Here is an 18,122-nt window from a genome sequence, read left to right as displayed (position 1 = left end):
TTTTTTGTGGTGCCGAATTGATTGAGTGCGCGCTCGGCGCCGAGCGCGTTTAAGACTGCTTGGAGGTCTAATTGAACAAAGACATGAAAATCCTCATCGTTGACGACTTCTCGACGATGCGGCGGATCATCAAAAACCTGTTGCGTGATCTGGGTTTCACCAACGTCAAGGAAGCCGATGACGGCAACACGGCACTGCCGATGCTCACCAGTGAGCACTTTGACTTCCTGGTAACCGACTGGAACATGCCGGGCATGACCGGTATCGACCTGCTGCGCGCGGTCCGTGCCGACGAGCGCCTCAAGCACCTGCCGGTGTTGATGGTCACCGCCGAAGCCAAGCGCGAGCAGATCATCGAAGCTGCCCAGGCCGGCGTAAACGGCTATGTGGTCAAGCCTTTCACCGCCCTGGCGCTGAAAGAAAAGATCGAGAAGATCTTCGAACGCGTCAACGGCTGAGTCACGTCTGGGGGGCGCAATGGAGTCAACCAACAACTCTTTGGGTGAGTTTGAATCAACCCTGAAGAAGCATGCCCAGGAGCTGGTCGAGAGCCTCGAGCGCGGCCGGTTCGGTGATGCGGTGCAGCTGATCCACCAACTGAACCAGACCCGCGACCGCGGGCTGTACCAGGAGGTCGGCAAGCTCACCCGTGAACTGCACAGTGCAATCGTCAACTTCCAGATCGACCCGTCCATGCCGCAGGCCGAGGAAGTGTCGCAGATTACCGACGCCGCCGAACGCCTCTCCTACGTGGTTCGCCTCACCGAAGGTGCGGCCAACCGCACCATGGACCTGGCGGAGGCGTGCACCCCGGTGCTCAACGACCTCGCCGCCGAGGCCCAGAGCCTGTCCGCCGACTGGCAGCGCTTCATGCGCCGCGAGGTGGCAGCGCCGGAATTCCGTGAGCTGGTCAAGCGTGTGGACAGTTTCCTGGCGCACAGCGCCGAAGGTAACCAGAAGGTCGCCGGCCATCTCAACGATATCGTCCTGGCCCAGGATTATCAGGATCTCACCGGCCAGGTGATCAAACGGGTGACCGCGCTGGTCACCGAAGTCGAAAGCAATCTGCTCAAGCTCGTGCTGATGGCAAGCCAGGTCGACCGCTTTGCCGGGATCGAACATGACCACCAGCAGCTGCGCGCTGAAAAAGATCAAGAAAAACATCCGACTCGGGGTGAAGGTCCGCAGATTCATGCCGATAAGCGTGAAGACGTCGTGTCCAGCCAGGACGATGTCGACGATCTGTTGTCCAGCCTGGGTTTTTAAGGAGCACGTTTAATGAGCTTCGGCGCCGATGAAGAAATCCTTCAGGATTTCCTGGTAGAAGCCGGCGAAATCCTCGAGCAACTGTCCGAGCAATTGGTCGAGCTGGAAAGCCGGCCCGATGATGCGGACCTGCTCAACGCGATTTTCCGCGGTTTCCACACTGTAAAAGGGGGCGCCGGCTTCCTTCAGCTCAATGAGTTGGTGGAGTGCTGCCACATTGCCGAGAACGTGTTCGACATCCTGCGCAAAGGTGAGCGCCGGGTTGACGCGGAACTGATGGACGTGGTGCTCGAGGCCCTCGACACGGTCAACAGCATGTTCGGCCAGGTGCGCGAACGTACCGATGTCACGCCGGCCACGCCGGAGCTGCTGGCGGCGCTGTCGCGCCTGGCCGAGCCCGGTGGCGCCGAAGCGCCGGCCCCGGTGGTCGAAGCCGCGCCCGTGGTTGAAGCTGCGGCTGCCGAGCCCGACATCACCGATACCGAGTTCGAGCAGCTGCTCGACTCGCTCGATGCGGTCAAGGCCGAAGCTCAGGCTCATGAGCAACTGCAGGGTGAAGAAATCAGCGGCGGCGGTGACGAGATCACCGACGCCGAGTTCGAGTCGCTGCTCGACCAGCTGCACGGCAAGGGCCAGTTCTCGGCCGATGCCGCCGTCAGCGCGCCTGCGGCAGCCGCCCCGGCCAGCGATGAGATCACCGACGACGAGTTCGAATCGCTGCTCGACCAGTTGCACGGCAAAGGCACCTTCGCCGTCGACGCACTGCCAGGCGCCGCCGCGCCAGCGGCCAGCGCCGCATCCGCTGCGGGCGACGAGAGCATCAGCGAACACGAATTCGAGGCGCTGCTCGACCAGTTGCACGGCAAGGGCAAGTTCTCCGGTGACGCAGTCACCGCCGAAGCGCCTGCCGCTGCCGTTGCCGCACCTGTCGCGGCCAAGGCCGAGGTCAAACCAGTTGCCAAGCCGGCACCGGCCGCCGCGCCCGCCGCAGCTCCGGCTGCCGCCGCCAAGCCTGCCGCACCGGCCCGCGCTCCGGCGCCTGCCGCCGAGAAGCACGGCGCCAGCGAGGCGGAAACCACCGTGCGGGTCGATACCGCGCGCCTGGACGAGATCATGAACATGGTCGGCGAACTGGTGCTGGTGCGTAACCGACTGGTGCGCCTGGGGCTCAACAGCGGCGACGAGGCCATGTCCAAGGCCGTGTCCAACCTCGACGTGGTCACCGCCGACCTGCAGACCGCGGTCATGAAGACCCGCATGCAGCCGATCAAGAAAGTCTTCGGCCGCTTCCCGCGCCTGGTCCGCGACCTGGCCCGCCAGCTCAAGAAAGAGATCAACCTCGAGCTGGTCGGTGAAGAGACCGACCTCGACAAGAACCTGGTCGAGGCCCTGGCCGACCCGTTGGTGCACTTGGTGCGCAACGCCGTCGACCATGGCGTCGAGATGCCCGATGAGCGCGAGGCCTCTGGCAAGTCGCGCATGGGCCGGGTGGTGCTGTCCGCCGAGCAGGAGGGCGACCACATCCTGCTGTCGATCTCCGACGACGGCAAGGGCATGGACCCGAGCATCCTGCGCGCCAAGGCCGTGGAGAAGGGCCTGATGGACAAGGACGCGGCCGATCGCCTGAGCGAGTCGGACTGCTACAACCTGATCTTCGCCCCGGGCTTCTCGACCAAGACCGAGATCTCCGATGTATCCGGCCGTGGCGTCGGCATGGACGTGGTGAAGACCAAGATTTCCCAGCTCAACGGCTCGATCAACATCTTTTCGGCCAAGGGCCAGGGCTCGAAGATCGTCATCAAGGTGCCGCTGACCCTGGCGATCATGCCGACCCTGATGGTGATGCTGGGCAACCAGGCGTTCGCCTTCCCGCTGGTCAACGTCAACGAGATCTTCCACCTCGACCTGTCGCGCACCAACGTGGTCGACGGCCAGGAAGTGGTGATCGTGCGCGACAAGGCGCTGCCGCTGTTCTACCTCAAGCGCTGGCTGGTCCAGGACCACGAGCACGAGGAGCAGCACGAAGGCCATGTGGTGATCCTGTCGGTCGGCACCCAGCGCATCGGCTTCGTCGTCGACCAGCTGGTCGGCCAGGAAGAGGTGGTGATCAAGCCTCTGGGCAAGATGCTGCAGGGCACCCCGGGCATGTCCGGCGCGACCATCACCGGTGACGGCCGGATCGCGCTGATCCTCGACGTCCCGAGCATGCTCAAGCGTTACGCCGCCCGGCGTATTTGATTTCGGTGGCGCGCCCTGGCGGGTGCGCCGCCTAATGGAGTGTTTATGGCAGTCAAGGTCCTGGTGGTGGATGATTCCGGTTTCTTCCGCCGCCGTGTCTCGGAAATTCTCTCGGCGGACCCGACGATCCAGGTCGTGGGTACCGCGACCAACGGCAAGGAAGCGATCGACCAGGCGCTGGCGCTCAAGCCCGATGTCATTACCATGGACTATGAAATGCCCATGATGGACGGCATCACCGCGGTGCGGCACATCATGCAGCGCTGCCCGACGCCGGTGTTGATGTTCTCCTCGCTGACCCACGAAGGCGCCCGCGTCACCCTCGACGCCCTGGACGCCGGCGCGGTCGACTACCTGCCGAAGAACTTCGAGGACATCTCGCGCAACCCGGAAAAGGTCAAGCAGATGCTCTGCGAGAAGGTCCACACCATCTCGCGCAGCAATCGCCGTTTCAGCGCCTATTCCAGCCCGGCGCCGACTGCCGCGCCAGCTCCAGCCAGCAGTCATGCGCCGGCCAGCAGCTTCGCCAGCACCGCACCTGCGCGCACGACCGCCCCGGTGCGTACCGCGGCACCGGCCACCGCGCATTCGCCGGCGCCCAAGCGCAAGCCGTACAAGCTGGTCGCCATCGGCACCTCCACCGGTGGTCCGGTGGCGCTGCAGCGGGTGCTGACCCAGCTGCCCGCCGGATTCCCGGCGCCGATCGTGCTGATCCAGCACATGCCGGCGGCGTTCACCAAGGCCTTCGCCGAGCGCCTGGACAAGCTGTGCAAGATCAGCGTCAAGGAAGCCGAGGACGGTGACGTGCTGCGTCCGGGCCTGGCACTGCTGGCCCCGGGTGGCAAGCAGATGATGGTCGACGGTCGTGGCACGGTGAAGATCCTGCCGGGTGACGAGCGCCTGAACTACAAACCTTGCGTCGACATCACCTTCGGCTCCGCCGCCAAGTCCTATGGCGACAAGGTGCTCTCGGTGGTGCTCACCGGCATGGGCGCCGACGGTCGCGAAGGCGCGCGCCTGCTCAAGCAGGGCGGCAGCACCGTGTGGGCACAGGATGAAGCCAGCTGCGTGATCTATGGCATGCCCATGGCCATCGTCAAGGCCAATCTGGCCGATGCCGTGTACAGCCTGGACGAGATCGGCAAGCACCTGGTCGAGGCCTGCGTCTGATGGATGTGTTGAGCCTTATCGGCCTGATCCTCGCCTTTGTCGCCATTGTCGGCGGCAACTTCCTCGAGGGTGGCCACGTCGGTGCGCTGATCAACGGCCCGGCGGCATTGATCGTGCTGGGCGGTACCCTGGCAGCGGCGTTGCTGCAGTCGCCGCTGTCGTCGTTCAAGCGCGCGCTGCAGATCGTGCGCTGGATCTTCTTCCCGCCGCGGGTGGACCTGCCCGGTGGTATCGACCGGGTGGTGAACTGGAGCCTGACCGCACGCAAGGAAGGCCTGCTGGGGCTGGAGGGCGTGGCCGACGCCGAGCCCGATCCCTATGCACGCAAAGGCCTGCAGCTGTTGGTCGACGGCGCCGAGCCCGAGGCTATCCGCAGCATCCTTGAAGTCGACTTCCTGACCCAGGAGGCCCGCGACATACAGGCCGCCAAGGTGTTCGAGAGCATGGGCGGCTACGCGCCGACCATCGGCATCATCGGTGCGGTGATGGGCCTGATCCACGTGATGGGCAACCTGGCCGACCCGTCGCAGCTGGGCAACGGCATTGCCGTGGCCTTCGTCGCCACCATCTACGGCGTGGCCAGCGCCAACCTGATCCTGCTGCCGGTCGCCAACAAGCTCAAGGCCATCACCCTGCGCCAGTCGCGTTACCGCGAGATGCTGCTCGAGGGCCTGCTGTCGATCGCCGAAGGCGAGAACCCGCGCTCGATCGAGCTGAAGCTGCAAGGCTTCATGGAGTAAGCCATGGCCCGTCGTCGCAAGATCGAAGAGCACGAGAACCACGAACGCTGGCTGGTCTCGTATGCCGACTTCATCACCCTGCTGTTCGCCTTCTTCGTGGTCATGTACTCGATCTCGTCGATCAACGAGGGCAAGTACAAGCAGATTTCCCAGGCACTGATCGGGGTATTCAACGACCCCGAGCGCAGCATGAAGCCGATCCCCATCGGTGACGAGCGGCCGTTGAGCGTCAAGCCCGCCGAGCCGCTGATCAAGGACAGCGAGCAGACCGATGCGGGCCTGGCCCAGACCAGCGCCGACCCGCTCAAGACCATCACCGACGATGTCCGCGACGCCTTTGGCGACCTGATCAAGTCCAACCAGATGACCGTGCGCGGCAACGAACTGTGGGTGGAGATCGAGCTCAACTCCTCGCTGCTGTTCGCCAGCGCTGACGCCATGCCCAGCGATGTTGCCTTCGAGATCATCGAGAAGGTGGCGAAGATCCTCAGGCCGTTCGCCAACCCGGTGCACGTCGAGGGCTTCACCGACAACCTGCCGATCCGCACCGCCCAGTACCCGACCAACTGGGAGCTGTCGTCGGCGCGGGCGGCGAGCATTGTCCGGCTGCTGGCCATGGAAGGGGTCAGCCCGGGGCGCATGGCCTCGGTGGGGTATGGCGAGTACCAGCCGGTGGCTGGCAACGACACCGCCGAAGGCCGTGCGCGCAACCGCCGGGTGGTGCTGGTGATCTCGCGCAACCTGGAGGTGCGCCGCAGCCTGACTGGCAGCGGCAGCGCCAATGCCACCCCGGATGCGGCGATGCGTCGGGCTGGCACACAAAGTGCACCAGCCTCGCCAGCGCCGTCGACCGGGGGCTGATTTCGTCAAATCCCCGTCACTGAATTTCACACCGTTCCCGGCAGGGCAGGCGGCCATACCGGGAGGAAGCAACGCACGATGAGAGTCTGGGCAGTAGCCAATCAAAAAGGTGGTGTCGGCAAGACCACCACCACCATCGCCCTGGCCGGCCTGCTGGCCGAGGCGGGCAAGCGCGTGGTCGTGGTCGACCTCGACCCGCACGGCTCGATGACCAGCTACTTCGGGCACAACCCCGATGCGCTCGAGCACAGTTGCTACGACCTGTTCCTGCACAAGGGCACGGTGCCCGAGGGCCTGCCGGGCCAATTGCTGCTGCCGACCAGCGACGAACGTATTTCGCTTCTGCCGTCAAGCACCGCACTGGCGGTGCTGGAGCGCCAGTCGCCGGGGCAGAGTGGCCTGGGCCTGGTGATCGCCAAGAGTCTGGCGCAGCTGTGGCAGGATTTCGACTTCGCCCTGATCGACAGCCCGCCGTTGCTGGGCGTGCTGATGGTCAACGCCCTGGCCGCCAGCCAGCAGTTGGTGATCCCGGTGCAGACCGAGTTCCTTGCGGTCAAGGGCCTGGAACGCATGGTCAGCACCCTGGGCATGATCAACCGTTCGCGCAAGCAGGCGCTGCCCTACCAGATCGTGCCGACCCTGTTCGACCGCCGCACCCAGGCGTCGCTGGGCACCTTGAAGGTGCTGCGTGACACCTATGGCGACCAGGTCTGGCAGGGCTACATTCCGGTGGACACGCGCCTGCGTGACGCCAGCCGCAATGGCGTCACGCCTTCGCAGTTCGACGGCAAGAGCCGTGGCGTGGTGGCCTACCGGGCGCTGCTCAAGCATATGCTCACCTACCGTTCCGCATTGCAGGTGGCGTGATGAACCAGGCACGGCACATCACCACCAAGCCACAGATGGCCTTGCAGTCCTATCTCGATGGGCTGTTGCAGGAGGCCACCGAGTCGTTCGAGCTGCCGGCGGAGCTGGAGGCACCTGTCGAGGAGCCTGTCGAGCAGGCCCCCGGCGATGACTTCGAAGCCGCGGTCCGCGAGGAACAGGCTCGTGACGCCCAGCGTCAGGTGGCCCCGGCCCTGCCTGCGGCGCGGCCCTTTGCCGAGCCGCAGGCGAAGGTCCTGCCGACCGTGCTGCCGCCTGCCGCGCCGGTGGTGGAACCGGTGGTCGCCGTGGTCGAGACCGAGGTGGTGGCTGAAGCCAGCATCCCGGTCCTGAGTGAAACCCAGGCCATCGAGCCCGTGGCGCCGCTGGTGGAGCTCAATGTGACGGTGGCACCCGCCGCGCCTACACCGCCGGCCAGCGTCGATGGCCGTCCGGATTGGGCCGCCGAACCGTTCGAGTGCCTGCTGTTCGATGTCGCCGGGCTGACCCTGGCGGTACCGCTGGTGTGCTTGGGCTCGATCTACACCCTGGCCGGCCAGGAGCTGACACCATTGTTCGGCCAGCCGGACTGGTTCCTCGGCATCCTCAGCTGCCAGGCGGGCAACCTCAAGGTGCTCGACACGGCGCGCTGGGTGATGCCGGATCGCTACCGCGACGACTTCCGCCAGGGTCTGCAGTACGTGATTTCGGTCCAGGGCTACGAGTGGGGGTTGGCCGTGCACCAGGTCAGCCGCTCGCTGCGCCTGGACCCGAACGAGATCAAGTGGCGCAGCCAGCGTGGTCAACGCCCGTGGCTGGCCGGCACGGTGATCGAACACATGTGCGCGCTGCTCGATGTCGCCGAACTGGCCGAGCTGATCGCCAGTGGCGCGGTCAAGCAGATGAACACCAAACACAACTGAATCAACGCCGCTACTGCCGCGGCAACACAGAGCACACCGCCGATGGCGGATTTTGAGGGCTAGGGGAATGAAAAAGTCGTCTGCACAAGGTTCCGAAGATCCGATCCTGCAGTGGGTAACCTTCCGTCTGGACAACGAGTCCTACGGCATCAACGTCATGCAGGTGCAGGAAGTCCTGCGCTACACCGAGATCGCTCCGGTTCCGGGCGCACCCAGCTACGTGCTGGGCATCATCAACCTGCGCGGCAACGTGGTGACGGTGATCGACACCCGCCAGCGCTTCGGCCTGATGCCGACCGAAGTCACCGACAACACCCGCATCGTCATCATCGAGGCGGACAAGCAGGTGGTCGGTATCCTGGTCGATAGCGTCGCCGAAGTGGTCTACCTGCGTCAGTCGGAGATCGAGACCGCACCGAACGTCGGCAACGAAGAGTCGGCCAAGTTCATCCAGGGCGTCTGCAACAAGAACGGCGAACTGTTGATCCTGGTCGAGCTGGACAAGATGATGACCGAGGAAGAGTGGTCCGAGCTGGAGAACATCTGAGTTGATCTTCGAGGTTGCTGTCATCTTCCTGGCGCTGCTCTGGGCGCTGAGCCTGTGGTTCTTCCTCAACTACAGCAAACGCCAGCGCGAGCTGGCCGCCCAGCAGGCCCAGGGCGATGCGCTGCGTGACCAGCGCATCAAGGACCTGGCCAAGCGCCTGGACGACTACCAGAACGGCACCGTGCGCATGGGCGAGGCGATCCATGAACTGCGCGCGGTGGTCGCGCCGTTGCCCGAGAAGCTCCAGCAACTGGAGCAGCGCGACCCCAACAGCGTCACCTTCGCCCAGGCCGCCAAGCTGGTGGGGATGGGCGCGAGCGTCGAGGAGCTGACCCAGACCTGCGGGTTGACCCAGGCCGAGGCGCAGTTGATGAGCAAGCTGCACCGCGGCGAGTGATGATCCGGGCGACGCAAGTCGCCCGGCTTGTATCAGGGTTTCGCCCACGAATTGTTGTTGCCTACCGTCACAAGGTCTCTCAGCGCCTGGTCGCCACGCTGCGCCTCGGAAATGCCGGCGTGGGCTGGACTTGTGAGGAAGGTGAAGTCTTTCTGAGGGACTGACTCCAGCTTGGTGATTTGTCGCAAGATACGCAGCCTGGACAGATCCTCGTAGTCCTCATCGTCAATCACATCGTTGAGGACGCCAGGACCGGTCATCTCGTTCAGTTTCTTGGCGTAGGTCTCATGATCGGGGGCGCCATACAACGGTCTGCTGTCATAAAAGTTCGGGTTGTCCTCGAAGCGTTTGAGTATCTCATCGGAGATAGCGTCCAGCGTATCGTTCCCTGCATGACTGCCAATCAAGCTGTTCGAGTAGGCGCAATGCATGCCCAGGCGTGCATTGTCCATCGGGGCGCCCAGCACAAGACCATTTTGCGTCGCTTTCAAGGGCGTCGAAGCGATCATTGCATCGGTGTCAGGATGATCGCCAAGGGTGCGCAGGGTGTCGTCGATGTCTATATAAACGCCGCCTTCGCTGTTGAGTAGTTGGTAGCGAAGCACGTCGCAGGCCGAAGCATAATTTCCACCTTTGATGGCCTTCTCGTATTGCCCAAAGTAAGGACTGTCCTGGAAGTCATCGTAGAAGGCTTGCTCTTCCAGCGGCAGTATCTGCAGATTCTCAGCATGCTTGAGCAGCGCGGCATGGTTGATGCTGTATACATTCGAATCGGCAGTGGACAGGTATATCCGGTAGGAGGTTCTGGAATGCAGCAACCCCCTGGCGTTGGCTTCCACGGTCTTCAGCAGATTGTCGGGGATGATTTTGTCACCGACCCAGATATTCAGGATCTGCTTGGGAAGTTCGAACATTTCGCTGGTGGGCGTTGGGATTTTGATGGGCAGTTGCAGGTCGACGCCCAGTGCGCGCATTGTCCTCATGCGCATGGCGTCAGTGACTGGGCGGTTTGTGACATCGATGACTTCCAGGCCGTTGCTCTGCTCGGAAACCTGATAATAGGTTGGCGATTCATTCTTGCTATTCGGCCTGCGGACGAATGCATCGTGTTCACTGTCGTAGCGTACTTCGAACCTCGCTTCTTCCAGGGTTGCCTCCATATGCTTTACGCCATTGCCATCAATGAATCGGGTGATCCAGTTGCCTAGATGGCTATCTTGTGGAAGTGCTATTGGCTCTGGAGGTGGGGCGAAGAATTGCGCGGCCCCCTCTTCGGGTAGCCTGGGCGGATCCATGGGGCTAAGAGGGTAACCCAACTGATCGTTCACTCGCGTTGGCATGACGAATCGTGGGCTTTTGCCAGGGAACAGGATTTTCACGCGAGTCGCTTCTCGCAAGACCAGCGGGACGGCATTGAGCAGGCCGAACTCGATGTTGCTTACGCCGTCGGCCTTGTCCTCCAGCGTCTTGCCGTTGATTGCCTGGTCGATCCCCAGGCCAAATTGCGCGATGCCACCGACGGCCAGCAGTGGTATGAGTTCGGGCACCACCAGCGCCAGGGGCGCCAGCAGATTGATCGAGGTCACCAGGTAGTCACGCCAGCGGGCCTTGGTCACTTGCGTCCTGCTGGTGATGAGAAAGTCGGCGTCGGCATAGCTGCGTTTGCGCTGGCGCAGCGTGAGGGCTTCGAACAAGTCGCCTTCTATCAATGGGCTGTACTTGTGGGGCTTGTAGTTGACGTAGTCCCTGGGAGGCCATGGACCATCGACGGTGAAGCCTGGCCGGTTGGGCGATCGCGTGTGGAAGCGCGGGAAGGTGCCAAGGCCATCCAGCGCGGTATCCAGGCCGCTGAAGTCCAGGCCGTCGGGGGTGTCTGCCACTTTGAAATACTGACGCAGGCGCTGGCGTTTTTCGCTGGTGCGGCACTGTTCAGCGAACCAGTCCTTCAGGGCATTCATGCCGTCGAACTCATGGAAGGGTGATGAATTTCCCGGCAGGTACAGCAGTACTGGCTGATGTGCTGGGTCAGCAATCTGGATGATGTCGGTGGCGGCGTAGCCATAGACATTCAGAGGCCTGATTTCCAGGCCGGAAGCTCTCGGCATGAGTCCCGCCGCTTGCCAGGCCAACTGACGGCCAGCGTCACTCAAGGAACCTTCCTGGACCTGTTTGTTGCAGGCTGCGATAAAGCTTATTTGCAGAGACTGTGGATGGGTTTTGCTGGTCTTTTGCCAATACTCGTCCAGCATCGAGACGAAGCGGGTGTGAACGTCCAGATCCCAGATGAACCGCTGCATGGCCTCGACATCCACTGGCAGGTGCGTGGTGCTGTCGTAGCGGGCCGGGGTGGACCTGCGGAAGACACCGTCGAAGACCGAGAAACGTGCGCTGTTGTCGAGCGGTCCGAGCGCTGGTAGATGTTCGACAATGGTCAGCGGGCCGTCTGGCAAGGTACCTGCCCAGTTACCCGGGAATAGCTGGCCAACCAGGTCCTTGTTGTTTTCACCTTGCCAGTTCGAGAGCACCGCCTGGGTGAGTGAAAGGCGCTGGGCAATCATGACCTGATTGCCACGGTAGTGCAGGGTGACGACGTCGGTCTGGTCGGGGTCGAGTTGATGTTGCTCTTGCCCAGCCCATTCACGGATTGCCTTGGCGGCAAACAGGCTAGGCCTGGGAATATGCTGCAGGTGGCGGCGGATGAACTGTTTGCCCGCGTTATTTACGAAAGTGGAAGCCATTGGAATCGATCCGTGTGGATAAATGAGGCTCCACGGTAGCGACGGCGAGGCCCCAAGCTTGCGTATATGTTTACCACCTGATGACAAGGGCGGCCGTCAGGCCGCCCTTGTTACATCAGGGCTTGGCCCACGAGTGGTAGTTTCCGACTTCGGCTACCTGGTTGAGCGGAATGTCGCCGGTCGCGGCTTCCCGCAAGGCCTGTTCGATCGGGGTCACCAGGTACATCGGATTGTGTTGCGGCAAGGCGTGCAGGTTGATGATCCGCCGTAGTGCCCGCAGCCTTGGCAGGCGCTGGTCGATGACATCATTCAGCAGGCCGGGCCCGGTCATGTGGCTCAGGCGCAAGGCATAGGCATCGAATTCGGGGCCCTTCACTACTGGCCTGTTGCCGTAGAAGTCACGGTTGGCCAGGTAGCGTTCGTGCATGGTGTCCGAGATCGCCTGCAGCGTCGGGTTGCCAGCATGGCTGGCGATCATGTTGGTGTTGTACTGGCAGTGCATCCCCAGGGCGTCGTTGTTCATCGGGCCACCTAAAATGAGGCTGTCCGGTGTGGTGGCCAGGGTCACCGAGTCGATCGCGGCGCGGTTGGGATTGTCCGGATAAACCGGGTCGGCAAGCAAGGTATCGTCGACGTCCAGGTACAATCCGCCTTCCTCGGCGAGCAGGGGATAACGCAGGATGTCGGATGCCGAAGAGAAATTTGCACCTGCGCCGCCAACGGCATCTTGATACTGCTCGAAGTATTTGGTTTCGCGCAACCTTGCGAAGAACGGCTGCTCCTCCAGGGTCAGCACATCGAGATGCGGTGCGTGTGCGGCCAGTAGCCTCAGGTTCGCGCCGAAGGCCTGGGCATTGGCGTTGGACAGGAACAGTCGGTAGGCATACTGGCTGTTCGTCAGGCGTTGCTGATTGCGGACCAGCGTGGTCAACAGTTTGGGTGCGATCACCTTGTCGCCTACCCAGAGGCTCGAGATCTTCCGTGGGATCGGCTGGCGCAGGTGTGCCTCGAAGGGCGGGATTTCCAAAGGCAGTTGCACATCCACGCCCATGGCTCGCAGGCTGCTTATGCGCATCGGGTCGGTGACTGTGCGTGCGTTCAGGGGCATCTCGACAAGCCCATGGCCTTCTGGCGATACCTGGTAGTAGCTTGGCCTTATCTCGTTGGCCTCGGACTCAAGGATGAAAGCATCATGTTCACTGTCGTAGAGGACCAGTGTGTTGTAGCCATTCAACAGGGATTGAAGCTGCGCTTGCGAGTCCGCAGAGACCGGCACGTGCGCCAGCCATTGGGCAATGGCGGTGTCGCCGCCGGGCAAGGGGGGGACTGTCGAGCCGAACAGACCGGCCAGCTGGCGTTCGGGCAGTGCCGGGGGCGTGATCGGGCTCAATGGGTAGCCCAGTTGGTCGTTCACCCGACTGGGGAAGATAAAACACCTGCCTTTGGCAGGGTACAGCACTCGCGCTCGCGCCAATGGGCGCAAGGCAAGTGGTGCAGCGTTCATTAGCCCGAACTCGATGTTCGTCACGCCCTCGGCCTTGTCATTGAGTGACTTGCCGTTGACTGCTTGGTCGATTCCCGCCGCGAACTGCGCAATGCCGCCGATGGCGAGCAGTGGTGCCAGTTCCGGCAGTACCACGACCAAGGGGGCCAGCAGATTGATGGTATTGACCACATAGCCGCGCCAGCGCGCCTTGTTCACCTCCTGATTGCTGGTAACGATGAAGTCAGCGTTGGCATAGCTGCGCTTGCGCTGACGCAGGCTCAGGGCTTCGAACAGATCGCCGTCGAGCTTCGGGCTGTATTTGTCCGGACGGTAGTTGACGTAGTCCCTGGGTGACCAGCGGCCGTCGGTGGTGAATCCCGGTCGGTTTGGCGAGCGATAGTGGATGCCCGGGTAGGCGCCCAGGCCTTCGAGGGCGGTGTCCAGGCCGCTGAAGTCCAGTCCATCTGGCGTGTCGGCCAAGTTGAAATGCTGGCGCAGGCGCTGACGTTTATCGGGGTTCTGGCACTGTCTGGCGAACCAGTCCTGAAGCGCCGCCATGTTGGCGAACTCGTGAAGGGGGGAGGCGTTGCCTGGCAGGTAGAGCAGGGTGAGCGGTTGGGATTTGTCGGTGATGCACAGCAGATCGGTGGCACTGTAGCCGTAGACGTTCAGTGGCCTGATTCGCAGGCCAACCGCCCGAGGGGCCAAGCCGACAGCCTGCCAGGCCAGCTGGCGTGCTCCATCGCTCAATGAGCCTTCGCTTACCTGCTTGTTGCAGGCGGTGATGAAGCTGATCCGCATGGACAGCTGGTGGCCATGCAGGGCGCGCTGCCAGTAGTTGTCCAGCATGGCGGTGAAGCGGGCGTGAAAATCCAGGTTCCAGATGAAGCGCTGCAGGGCTTCGACATCCACGGCAAGATGCGTTGTGCTGTCGTATTGGCCGTTACCGGTCCGGCGGAACAGACCATTGAATACTGAATGATCGGCACCGTTCGCCCATGGCTCGCGAGCAGGCAATCGATCGACGATCTGCAACGGGCCGGATGGCAGGGTACCGGACCAATGACCCGGGAGCAGTTGGCCGATCAGGTTCTTGTCGGTCTCGCCTTGCCAGTTCGAGAGCACCGCTTCGGTCAGTGACAGGCGCTGGACGATGACGGCCTGGTGGCCTCGGTAGTGCAGGGTGACGACGTCGGTCTGATCCGGATCCAGGTCCGATCCCTGGCGTTTGGCCCAGTCACGGATGGCTTGTGCGGCGTGCTTGTCGGGGCGGGGGATGGTCTGCAGGTGATCGCGAACGAGCTGTACGCCCAGGTTGGTGATGAAGGTTGGAGGCATGATTGAGTCGACCTGTGTGGAGAAACCAGGCACAACGGTGACTCAACCCTTATGTCGGGGAGCGGTAATGAATTATCGCGCAAGCATGGCATTGCCCCTTTGGGAGTGGTGCCACACGCAGGGTCAGCGTGTATCCACGCCTGCCGGCAGGAACAGCTGCTCGGGCGTGATATCCCGTGGCGGCGCAGGCTGGTCGTCGAAGCCCACCGGCACTTTGCCGCGCAATTGCCAGGCGAAGGCGATGATCTCGGCGATGGTCAGGTACAGCGCCTCGGGGATCTGCTCGCCCAGTTCCAGCCTGGCCAGCAGGCGTACCAGCTCGGCGTTCTCGTAGATCGGCACTTCATGTTCACGGGCCAGGGCGAGGATGGCCTCGGCCAGTTCGTCGTCGCCCTTGGCGCTCAGGGTCGGGGCCTGCTGGCCGTCGTAGCTCAGGGCAATGGCCTGGCGTGGCTGCTTGTGCTTCATGCGGTCTCATCCACCCAGCGTTGTTCGAGGCGTGTGCGGGGGCCTTGCGGTGGCGTGCCGGGGTGGCACTCCAGGTCGCCGACATCCAGGCCGCGGGCCAGCAGGCGCTCGCGCAGCGTGCCGAGCTGACTGTCGATCAGGCGGGCGGTCTGTTCCTGCTCTGCCCACAGCTGTCCCGACAGACGTCCTTGCAGCAGTTGCGCCTGGACCTGCAGCGGACCGAGTGGTGACAGGTCGAAGGCCAGTTCGATCCGCCATATGGCCTCCAGCGGATCACGCCCTTCACGTTCGCGATCGGCTTGCTGCTCCGGCGTTTCCTCGCGCTGCAGCTTGACCTGCAGGGGAATGAACTCCTGGCCATGGCGGATGGGGATCTCGGTCTGCCAGGTGGTCTGTTGGTTGCCGTTCTCCAGTGGTCCGGATTGCTGCAGGCTGGACAGCGCATGGCTCTGCAGGCGCGAGATGGCGGCGGCGGCCAGGCGCAGCAATTGCTGCAGGTCGCCTTCGTTTTCCAGGCTCTGCAACAGCCGCGAGGGCAGGGGGAAGGCTCCAGGTTGCGGGCGCGGGCTGACCTGGCCGAGCATGCCCAGGGCGCTGCGGGCGAAACCGGGCAGGGCATGGGCCAACGTACTGGTCTGTGCGGGCGTGAGCATCTGTCCCGTGGGGGGATTGGGCAACTGTGCGATCAGCCTGACCAGTTGCGTCTTCAGGTCGGGCGCCACGCCGCTGGCCAGGCCACCCAATAGCTTGGCTTCAAGGAAGGCGCCACTGTTGTTCAGGGCCTGGGCCAGATTTTTCGCATCACCCAGTTGGCGGGCATCGGGCAGGCTGGCCAGCAGGCGTTCGGCGCTGGCGCGCAGTTGCGTGCCAGCGTCGCCGGAGGTGGCGACCTGCTGCAGGGCATTGAGCAAGCCAGGCAGCGAGGCCTGTCGGCCTTGCTGGGTCACCAGCTGCTGGGCAATGGCCAGTTGATCCTGGCGGCCGCTCAAGGGAACGAAGCGCAGCGACTGGTCACCTTGTACCAGCGCGCTGAGCAGGCTGCCGATCGGCAGTGGCCGCGGGCTGTCGATGGCCAGGGTGGCGCCGGCCTGGCTGCTGTTGAGCAGGCTTACCAGCGAGCGGAAACTGGCGATCTCGCCGGCGTTCTGAACCAGGGGCTGGCTGGTCAGGACCTTGCCTTGCAGCAGTGTGCCGACTGGAACCTGGCTGGTGTCCAGGCGGGTGAGGGTAGTGATGTTGTTGGCGTTGACCTGCTGCACCATGACCGCCAGGCGGTTGCTTTCAGTCTGCGTGACCGTGATCTGGCTGCCCTGGGGCAGGGGTTGGCTGGCATTGGCCTGCAACTGGGTCTGGTTGCCGTTGCCCTGGGTCAGGCGTAGCAACAGCTGGAAATCCACGCCGACCTGGCGCATCGACATGACCTCGGCACGTGCCGTCTCGCCCGGGGCCAGCAGGCCGGGTTGCGCTTGCAGCAGGCGCAGCAGCTCGCCGGTCATGGCCGCCTTGGCCGCCTGGGGGCCTGGCACGGTTTGTGCGCCGAGACTATTGATTTCAGTCATGATTGTATACAACCTGTCGAACTCGGCCTCTTGGCAGCGCGGTGACGCGTGTAATAATGCCGACCGCCCATTGTTGCCAGTATAACGGCAGCGCGGCGGGCGACTTGAGACATAGGGGCTTTGGAGCGGCGTTGCCTGCTTCGCGGGTGACACCCGCGAAGCAGGCGACACCGCCCCGAAGCTCTACAAAGATAAGGCGAAACCGTGACCCTTCACCTCCAAGCCGCAGGCCTGGCCTGCGAGCGCGACTGGCGCTTGCTGTTCGAGCAGCTCGATTTCGAGCTGGGCGCTGGCGACATGCTGCAGATCAGCGGCCCCAACGGCAGCGGCAAGACCAGCCTGCTGCGCCTGCTGGCCGGGCTCATGCAACCCACCGCCGGGCAGATCCTGCTCGGCGGCCAGCCATTGGCCGAACAACGCCATGCCCTGGCCAGCATCCTGCTGTGGATCGGCCATGCCGCCGGGATCAAGGACCTGCTTACCGCCGAAGAGAACCTCGCCTGGCTCTGCGCCCTGCACCGACCGGCTGGTAGCGAGGCGATCTGGCAGGCACTGGAGGCTGTCGGCTTGCGCGGTTTCGAGGACGTGCCCTGTCACACCCTGTCCGCCGGCCAGCAGCGCCGGGTCGCCCTGGCACGGCTGTACCTGGACAGCCCGCCGCTGTGGATCCTCGACGAACCCTTCACCGCCCTCGACAAGCAGGGCGTGGCCCAGCTGGAAGCTCACCTCGCGGCCCACTGCGAGCGGGGCGGCACCGTGGTGCTGACCACCCACCATACGCTCGAGCGCAAGCCATCCGGCTACCGTGAGCTGAACCTGGGGCAATGGGCGGCATGAGCGTATTCCTTCTGCTGTTGCGCCGCGAGGCGCGCCTGTTGTTCCGCCGCCCGGCGGAGCTGGCCAATCCGCTGGTGTTCTTCGCCATTGTCGTCGCCCTGTTTCCGCTGGCGGTCGGTCCTGAGACACAATTGTTGCAAACCTTGTCGCCGGGACTGGTCTGGGTCGCGGCCCTGCTGGCGGTGTTGCTGTCGCTGGACGGGCTGTTCCGCAGCGATTTCGAGGACGGTTCGCTCGAACAGTGGGTGCTTTCGCCGCACCCGCTGGCGCTGCTGGTATTGGCCAAGGTGCTGGCGCACTGGATCTTTTCCGGGCTGGCGCTGGTATTGTTGGCGCCACTGCTGGCGCTGATGCTGGGCCTGCCGAGCGCCTGCCTGCCGGTGCTGCTCGCCTCACTGCTGCTGGGCACGCCGGTGCTGAGCCTGCTGGGCGCGGTGGGCGCGGCGCTGACGGTCGGTCTGAAGCGCGGCGGCCTGCTGCTGGCGTTGCTGATTCTGCCGTTGTATATCCCTGTATTGATCCTGGGCAGTGGTGCGTTGCAGGCGGCGTTGCAGAATATGCCGGCCACCGGCCATCTGCTCTGGCTCGCCAGCCTGACGGCCCTGGCGGTGACACTGGCACCCTTTGCGATCGCGGCCGGCCTGAAGATCAGCGTCGGCGAATAACGAGTCTCGGGCACCGCAGCCCGGC

17 protein-coding genes and 1 pseudogene are annotated in these 18,122 nt (G+C 63.5%); 13 read left to right on the top strand and 5 right to left on the bottom strand.

The window, feature by feature from the left end:
* Positions 1-83 precede the first annotated feature (83 nt).
* From NMG10_RS03150 to NMG10_RS03105, 10 genes are all read left to right on the top strand, one after another.
* A complete protein-coding gene (locus NMG10_RS03150) occupies positions 84-458 on the top strand; it encodes a chemotaxis response regulator CheY (protein ID WP_023630863.1) in 375 nt (124 codons plus the stop codon).
* Between the two features lie 19 nt (positions 459-477).
* Entirely contained in the window at positions 478-1,266 is a 789-nt protein-coding gene (locus NMG10_RS03145; RefSeq protein ID WP_203651664.1) for a protein phosphatase CheZ, read from the top strand.
* Positions 1,267-1,278: 12 nt separating this feature from the next.
* Positions 1,279-3,504: a chemotaxis protein CheA gene (locus NMG10_RS03140; protein WP_203651666.1), complete on the top strand. Its 2,226-nt coding sequence runs from the start codon at positions 1,279-1,281 to the stop codon at positions 3,502-3,504.
* A gap of 45 nt (positions 3,505-3,549) precedes the next feature.
* Positions 3,550-4,674 (top strand): chemotaxis response regulator protein-glutamate methylesterase, encoded by a 1,125-nt coding sequence (locus NMG10_RS03135; RefSeq protein WP_203651668.1) that lies wholly within the window; start codon positions 3,550-3,552, stop codon positions 4,672-4,674.
* On the top strand, positions 4,674-5,414 hold the full coding sequence (locus NMG10_RS03130) for a flagellar motor protein (protein WP_186735477.1): 741 nt from the start codon (positions 4,674-4,676) through the stop codon (positions 5,412-5,414). The genes NMG10_RS03135 and NMG10_RS03130 overlap by 1 nt, the downstream gene beginning before the upstream one ends.
* Positions 5,415-5,417: 3 nt before the next feature.
* Complete coding sequence (gene motD, locus NMG10_RS03125) at positions 5,418-6,275, top strand: flagellar motor protein MotD (RefSeq protein WP_203651670.1); 858 nt, start codon at positions 5,418-5,420, stop codon at positions 6,273-6,275.
* Between the two features lie 78 nt (positions 6,276-6,353).
* Positions 6,354-7,142, top strand: coding sequence for a ParA family protein (locus NMG10_RS03120; RefSeq protein WP_203651672.1), 789 nt, complete (start codon positions 6,354-6,356; stop codon positions 7,140-7,142).
* A complete protein-coding gene (locus tag NMG10_RS03115) occupies positions 7,142-8,062 on the top strand; it encodes a CheW domain-containing protein (protein ID WP_232856540.1) in 921 nt (306 codons plus the stop codon). The genes NMG10_RS03120 and NMG10_RS03115 overlap by 1 nt, the downstream gene beginning before the upstream one ends.
* A 67-nt stretch (positions 8,063-8,129) precedes the next feature.
* Positions 8,130-8,609 carry a chemotaxis protein CheW gene (locus NMG10_RS03110; RefSeq protein ID WP_003254393.1) on the top strand — a complete coding sequence of 160 codons (480 nt, stop codon included), beginning with the start codon at positions 8,130-8,132 and terminating at the stop codon, positions 8,607-8,609.
* Position 8,610: 1 nt separating this feature from the next.
* A complete protein-coding gene (locus tag NMG10_RS03105) occupies positions 8,611-9,006 on the top strand; it encodes a DUF2802 domain-containing protein (RefSeq protein ID WP_023630608.1) in 396 nt (131 codons plus the stop codon).
* Between the two features lie 32 nt (positions 9,007-9,038).
* Here NMG10_RS03105 and NMG10_RS03100 read toward each other — a convergent pair whose 3' ends face one another.
* Together NMG10_RS03100 and NMG10_RS26010 are read right to left on the bottom strand one after the other, a co-directional pair.
* Complete coding sequence (locus tag NMG10_RS03100; protein WP_254463826.1) at positions 9,039-11,744, bottom strand: DUF6543 domain-containing protein; 2,706 nt, start codon at positions 11,742-11,744, stop codon at positions 9,039-9,041.
* Positions 11,745-11,859: 115 nt separating this feature from the next.
* Positions 11,860-12,795: a glycosyltransferase gene (locus NMG10_RS26010; RefSeq protein WP_368044560.1), complete on the bottom strand. Its 936-nt coding sequence runs from the start codon at positions 12,793-12,795 to the stop codon at positions 11,860-11,862.
* Between the two features lie 516 nt (positions 12,796-13,311).
* Here NMG10_RS26010 and NMG10_RS26005 point away from each other — a divergent pair.
* Positions 13,312-13,584: a PE domain-containing protein gene (locus NMG10_RS26005; protein ID WP_368044559.1), complete on the top strand. Its 273-nt coding sequence runs from the start codon at positions 13,312-13,314 to the stop codon at positions 13,582-13,584.
* 135 nt (positions 13,585-13,719) lie between these two features.
* Here the strand turns inward: NMG10_RS26005 and NMG10_RS26000 are convergent.
* The 3 genes and pseudogenes from NMG10_RS26000 to NMG10_RS03085 all read right to left on the bottom strand — a co-directional run.
* Positions 13,720-14,568 (bottom strand): annotated as a pseudogene (locus tag NMG10_RS26000) (DUF6543 domain-containing protein); the annotation flags it as partial.
* Positions 14,569-14,691: 123 nt separating this feature from the next.
* On the bottom strand, positions 14,692-15,036 hold the full coding sequence (locus NMG10_RS03090) for an EscU/YscU/HrcU family type III secretion system export apparatus switch protein (protein ID WP_203651676.1): 345 nt from the start codon (positions 15,034-15,036) through the stop codon (positions 14,692-14,694).
* Positions 15,033-16,595, bottom strand: a complete 1,563-nt coding sequence (locus NMG10_RS03085) for a flagellar hook-length control protein FliK (RefSeq protein ID WP_234560325.1) — start codon at positions 16,593-16,595, stop codon at positions 15,033-15,035. The genes NMG10_RS03090 and NMG10_RS03085 overlap by 4 nt, the downstream gene beginning before the upstream one ends.
* A 204-nt stretch (positions 16,596-16,799) precedes the next feature.
* Between NMG10_RS03085 and ccmA the strand changes: the two genes are divergently transcribed.
* Together ccmA and ccmB are read left to right on the top strand one after the other, a co-directional pair.
* Positions 16,800-17,432: a cytochrome c biogenesis heme-transporting ATPase CcmA gene (gene ccmA / locus NMG10_RS03080; protein WP_254463825.1), complete on the top strand. Its 633-nt coding sequence runs from the start codon at positions 16,800-16,802 to the stop codon at positions 17,430-17,432.
* On the top strand, positions 17,429-18,097 hold the full coding sequence (gene ccmB / locus NMG10_RS03075) for a heme exporter protein CcmB (protein WP_028691018.1): 669 nt from the start codon (positions 17,429-17,431) through the stop codon (positions 18,095-18,097). The genes ccmA and ccmB overlap by 4 nt, the downstream gene beginning before the upstream one ends.
* Positions 18,098-18,122 lie beyond the last annotated feature (25 nt).

Source organism: Pseudomonas sp. DVZ6 (genome assembly GCF_024259445.1).
Taxonomy (GTDB): domain Bacteria; phylum Pseudomonadota; class Gammaproteobacteria; order Pseudomonadales; family Pseudomonadaceae; genus Aquipseudomonas; species Aquipseudomonas peradeniyensis.
The sequence above is the reverse complement of the archived record's forward strand: the minus strand, read 5'-3'. Positions and strand labels throughout refer to the sequence as shown.

Excerpts from the sequence above, each read along its gene's own strand:
- NMG10_RS03150 (WP_023630863.1), top strand. The coding sequence starts at position 84 with ATGAAAATCCTCATCGTTGACGACTTCTCGACGATGCGGCGGATCATC.
- NMG10_RS03145 (WP_203651664.1), top strand. The coding sequence starts at position 478 with ATGGAGTCAACCAACAACTCTTTGGGTGAGTTTGAATCAACCCTGAAG.
- NMG10_RS03140 (WP_203651666.1), top strand. The coding sequence starts at position 1,279 with ATGAGCTTCGGCGCCGATGAAGAAATCCTTCAGGATTTCCTGGTAGAA.
- NMG10_RS03135 (WP_203651668.1), top strand. The coding sequence starts at position 3,550 with ATGGCAGTCAAGGTCCTGGTGGTGGATGATTCCGGTTTCTTCCGCCGC.
- NMG10_RS03130 (WP_186735477.1), top strand. The coding sequence starts at position 4,674 with ATGGATGTGTTGAGCCTTATCGGCCTGATCCTCGCCTTTGTCGCCATT.
- motD (WP_203651670.1), top strand. The coding sequence starts at position 5,418 with ATGGCCCGTCGTCGCAAGATCGAAGAGCACGAGAACCACGAACGCTGG.
- NMG10_RS03120 (WP_203651672.1), top strand. The coding sequence starts at position 6,354 with ATGAGAGTCTGGGCAGTAGCCAATCAAAAAGGTGGTGTCGGCAAGACC.
- NMG10_RS03115 (WP_232856540.1), top strand. The coding sequence starts at position 7,142 with ATGAACCAGGCACGGCACATCACCACCAAGCCACAGATGGCCTTGCAG.
- NMG10_RS03110 (WP_003254393.1), top strand. The coding sequence starts at position 8,130 with ATGAAAAAGTCGTCTGCACAAGGTTCCGAAGATCCGATCCTGCAGTGG.
- NMG10_RS03100 (WP_254463826.1), bottom strand. The coding sequence starts at position 11,744 with ATGGCTTCCACTTTCGTAAATAACGCGGGCAAACAGTTCATCCGCCGC.
- NMG10_RS26010 (WP_368044560.1), bottom strand. The coding sequence starts at position 12,795 with ATGGGCGTGGATGTGCAACTGCCTTTGGAAATCCCGCCCTTCGAGGCA.
- NMG10_RS03090 (WP_203651676.1), bottom strand. The coding sequence starts at position 15,036 with ATGAAGCACAAGCAGCCACGCCAGGCCATTGCCCTGAGCTACGACGGC.
- NMG10_RS03085 (WP_234560325.1), bottom strand. The coding sequence starts at position 16,595 with ATGACTGAAATCAATAGTCTCGGCGCACAAACCGTGCCAGGCCCCCAG.
- ccmB (WP_028691018.1), top strand. The coding sequence starts at position 17,429 with ATGAGCGTATTCCTTCTGCTGTTGCGCCGCGAGGCGCGCCTGTTGTTC.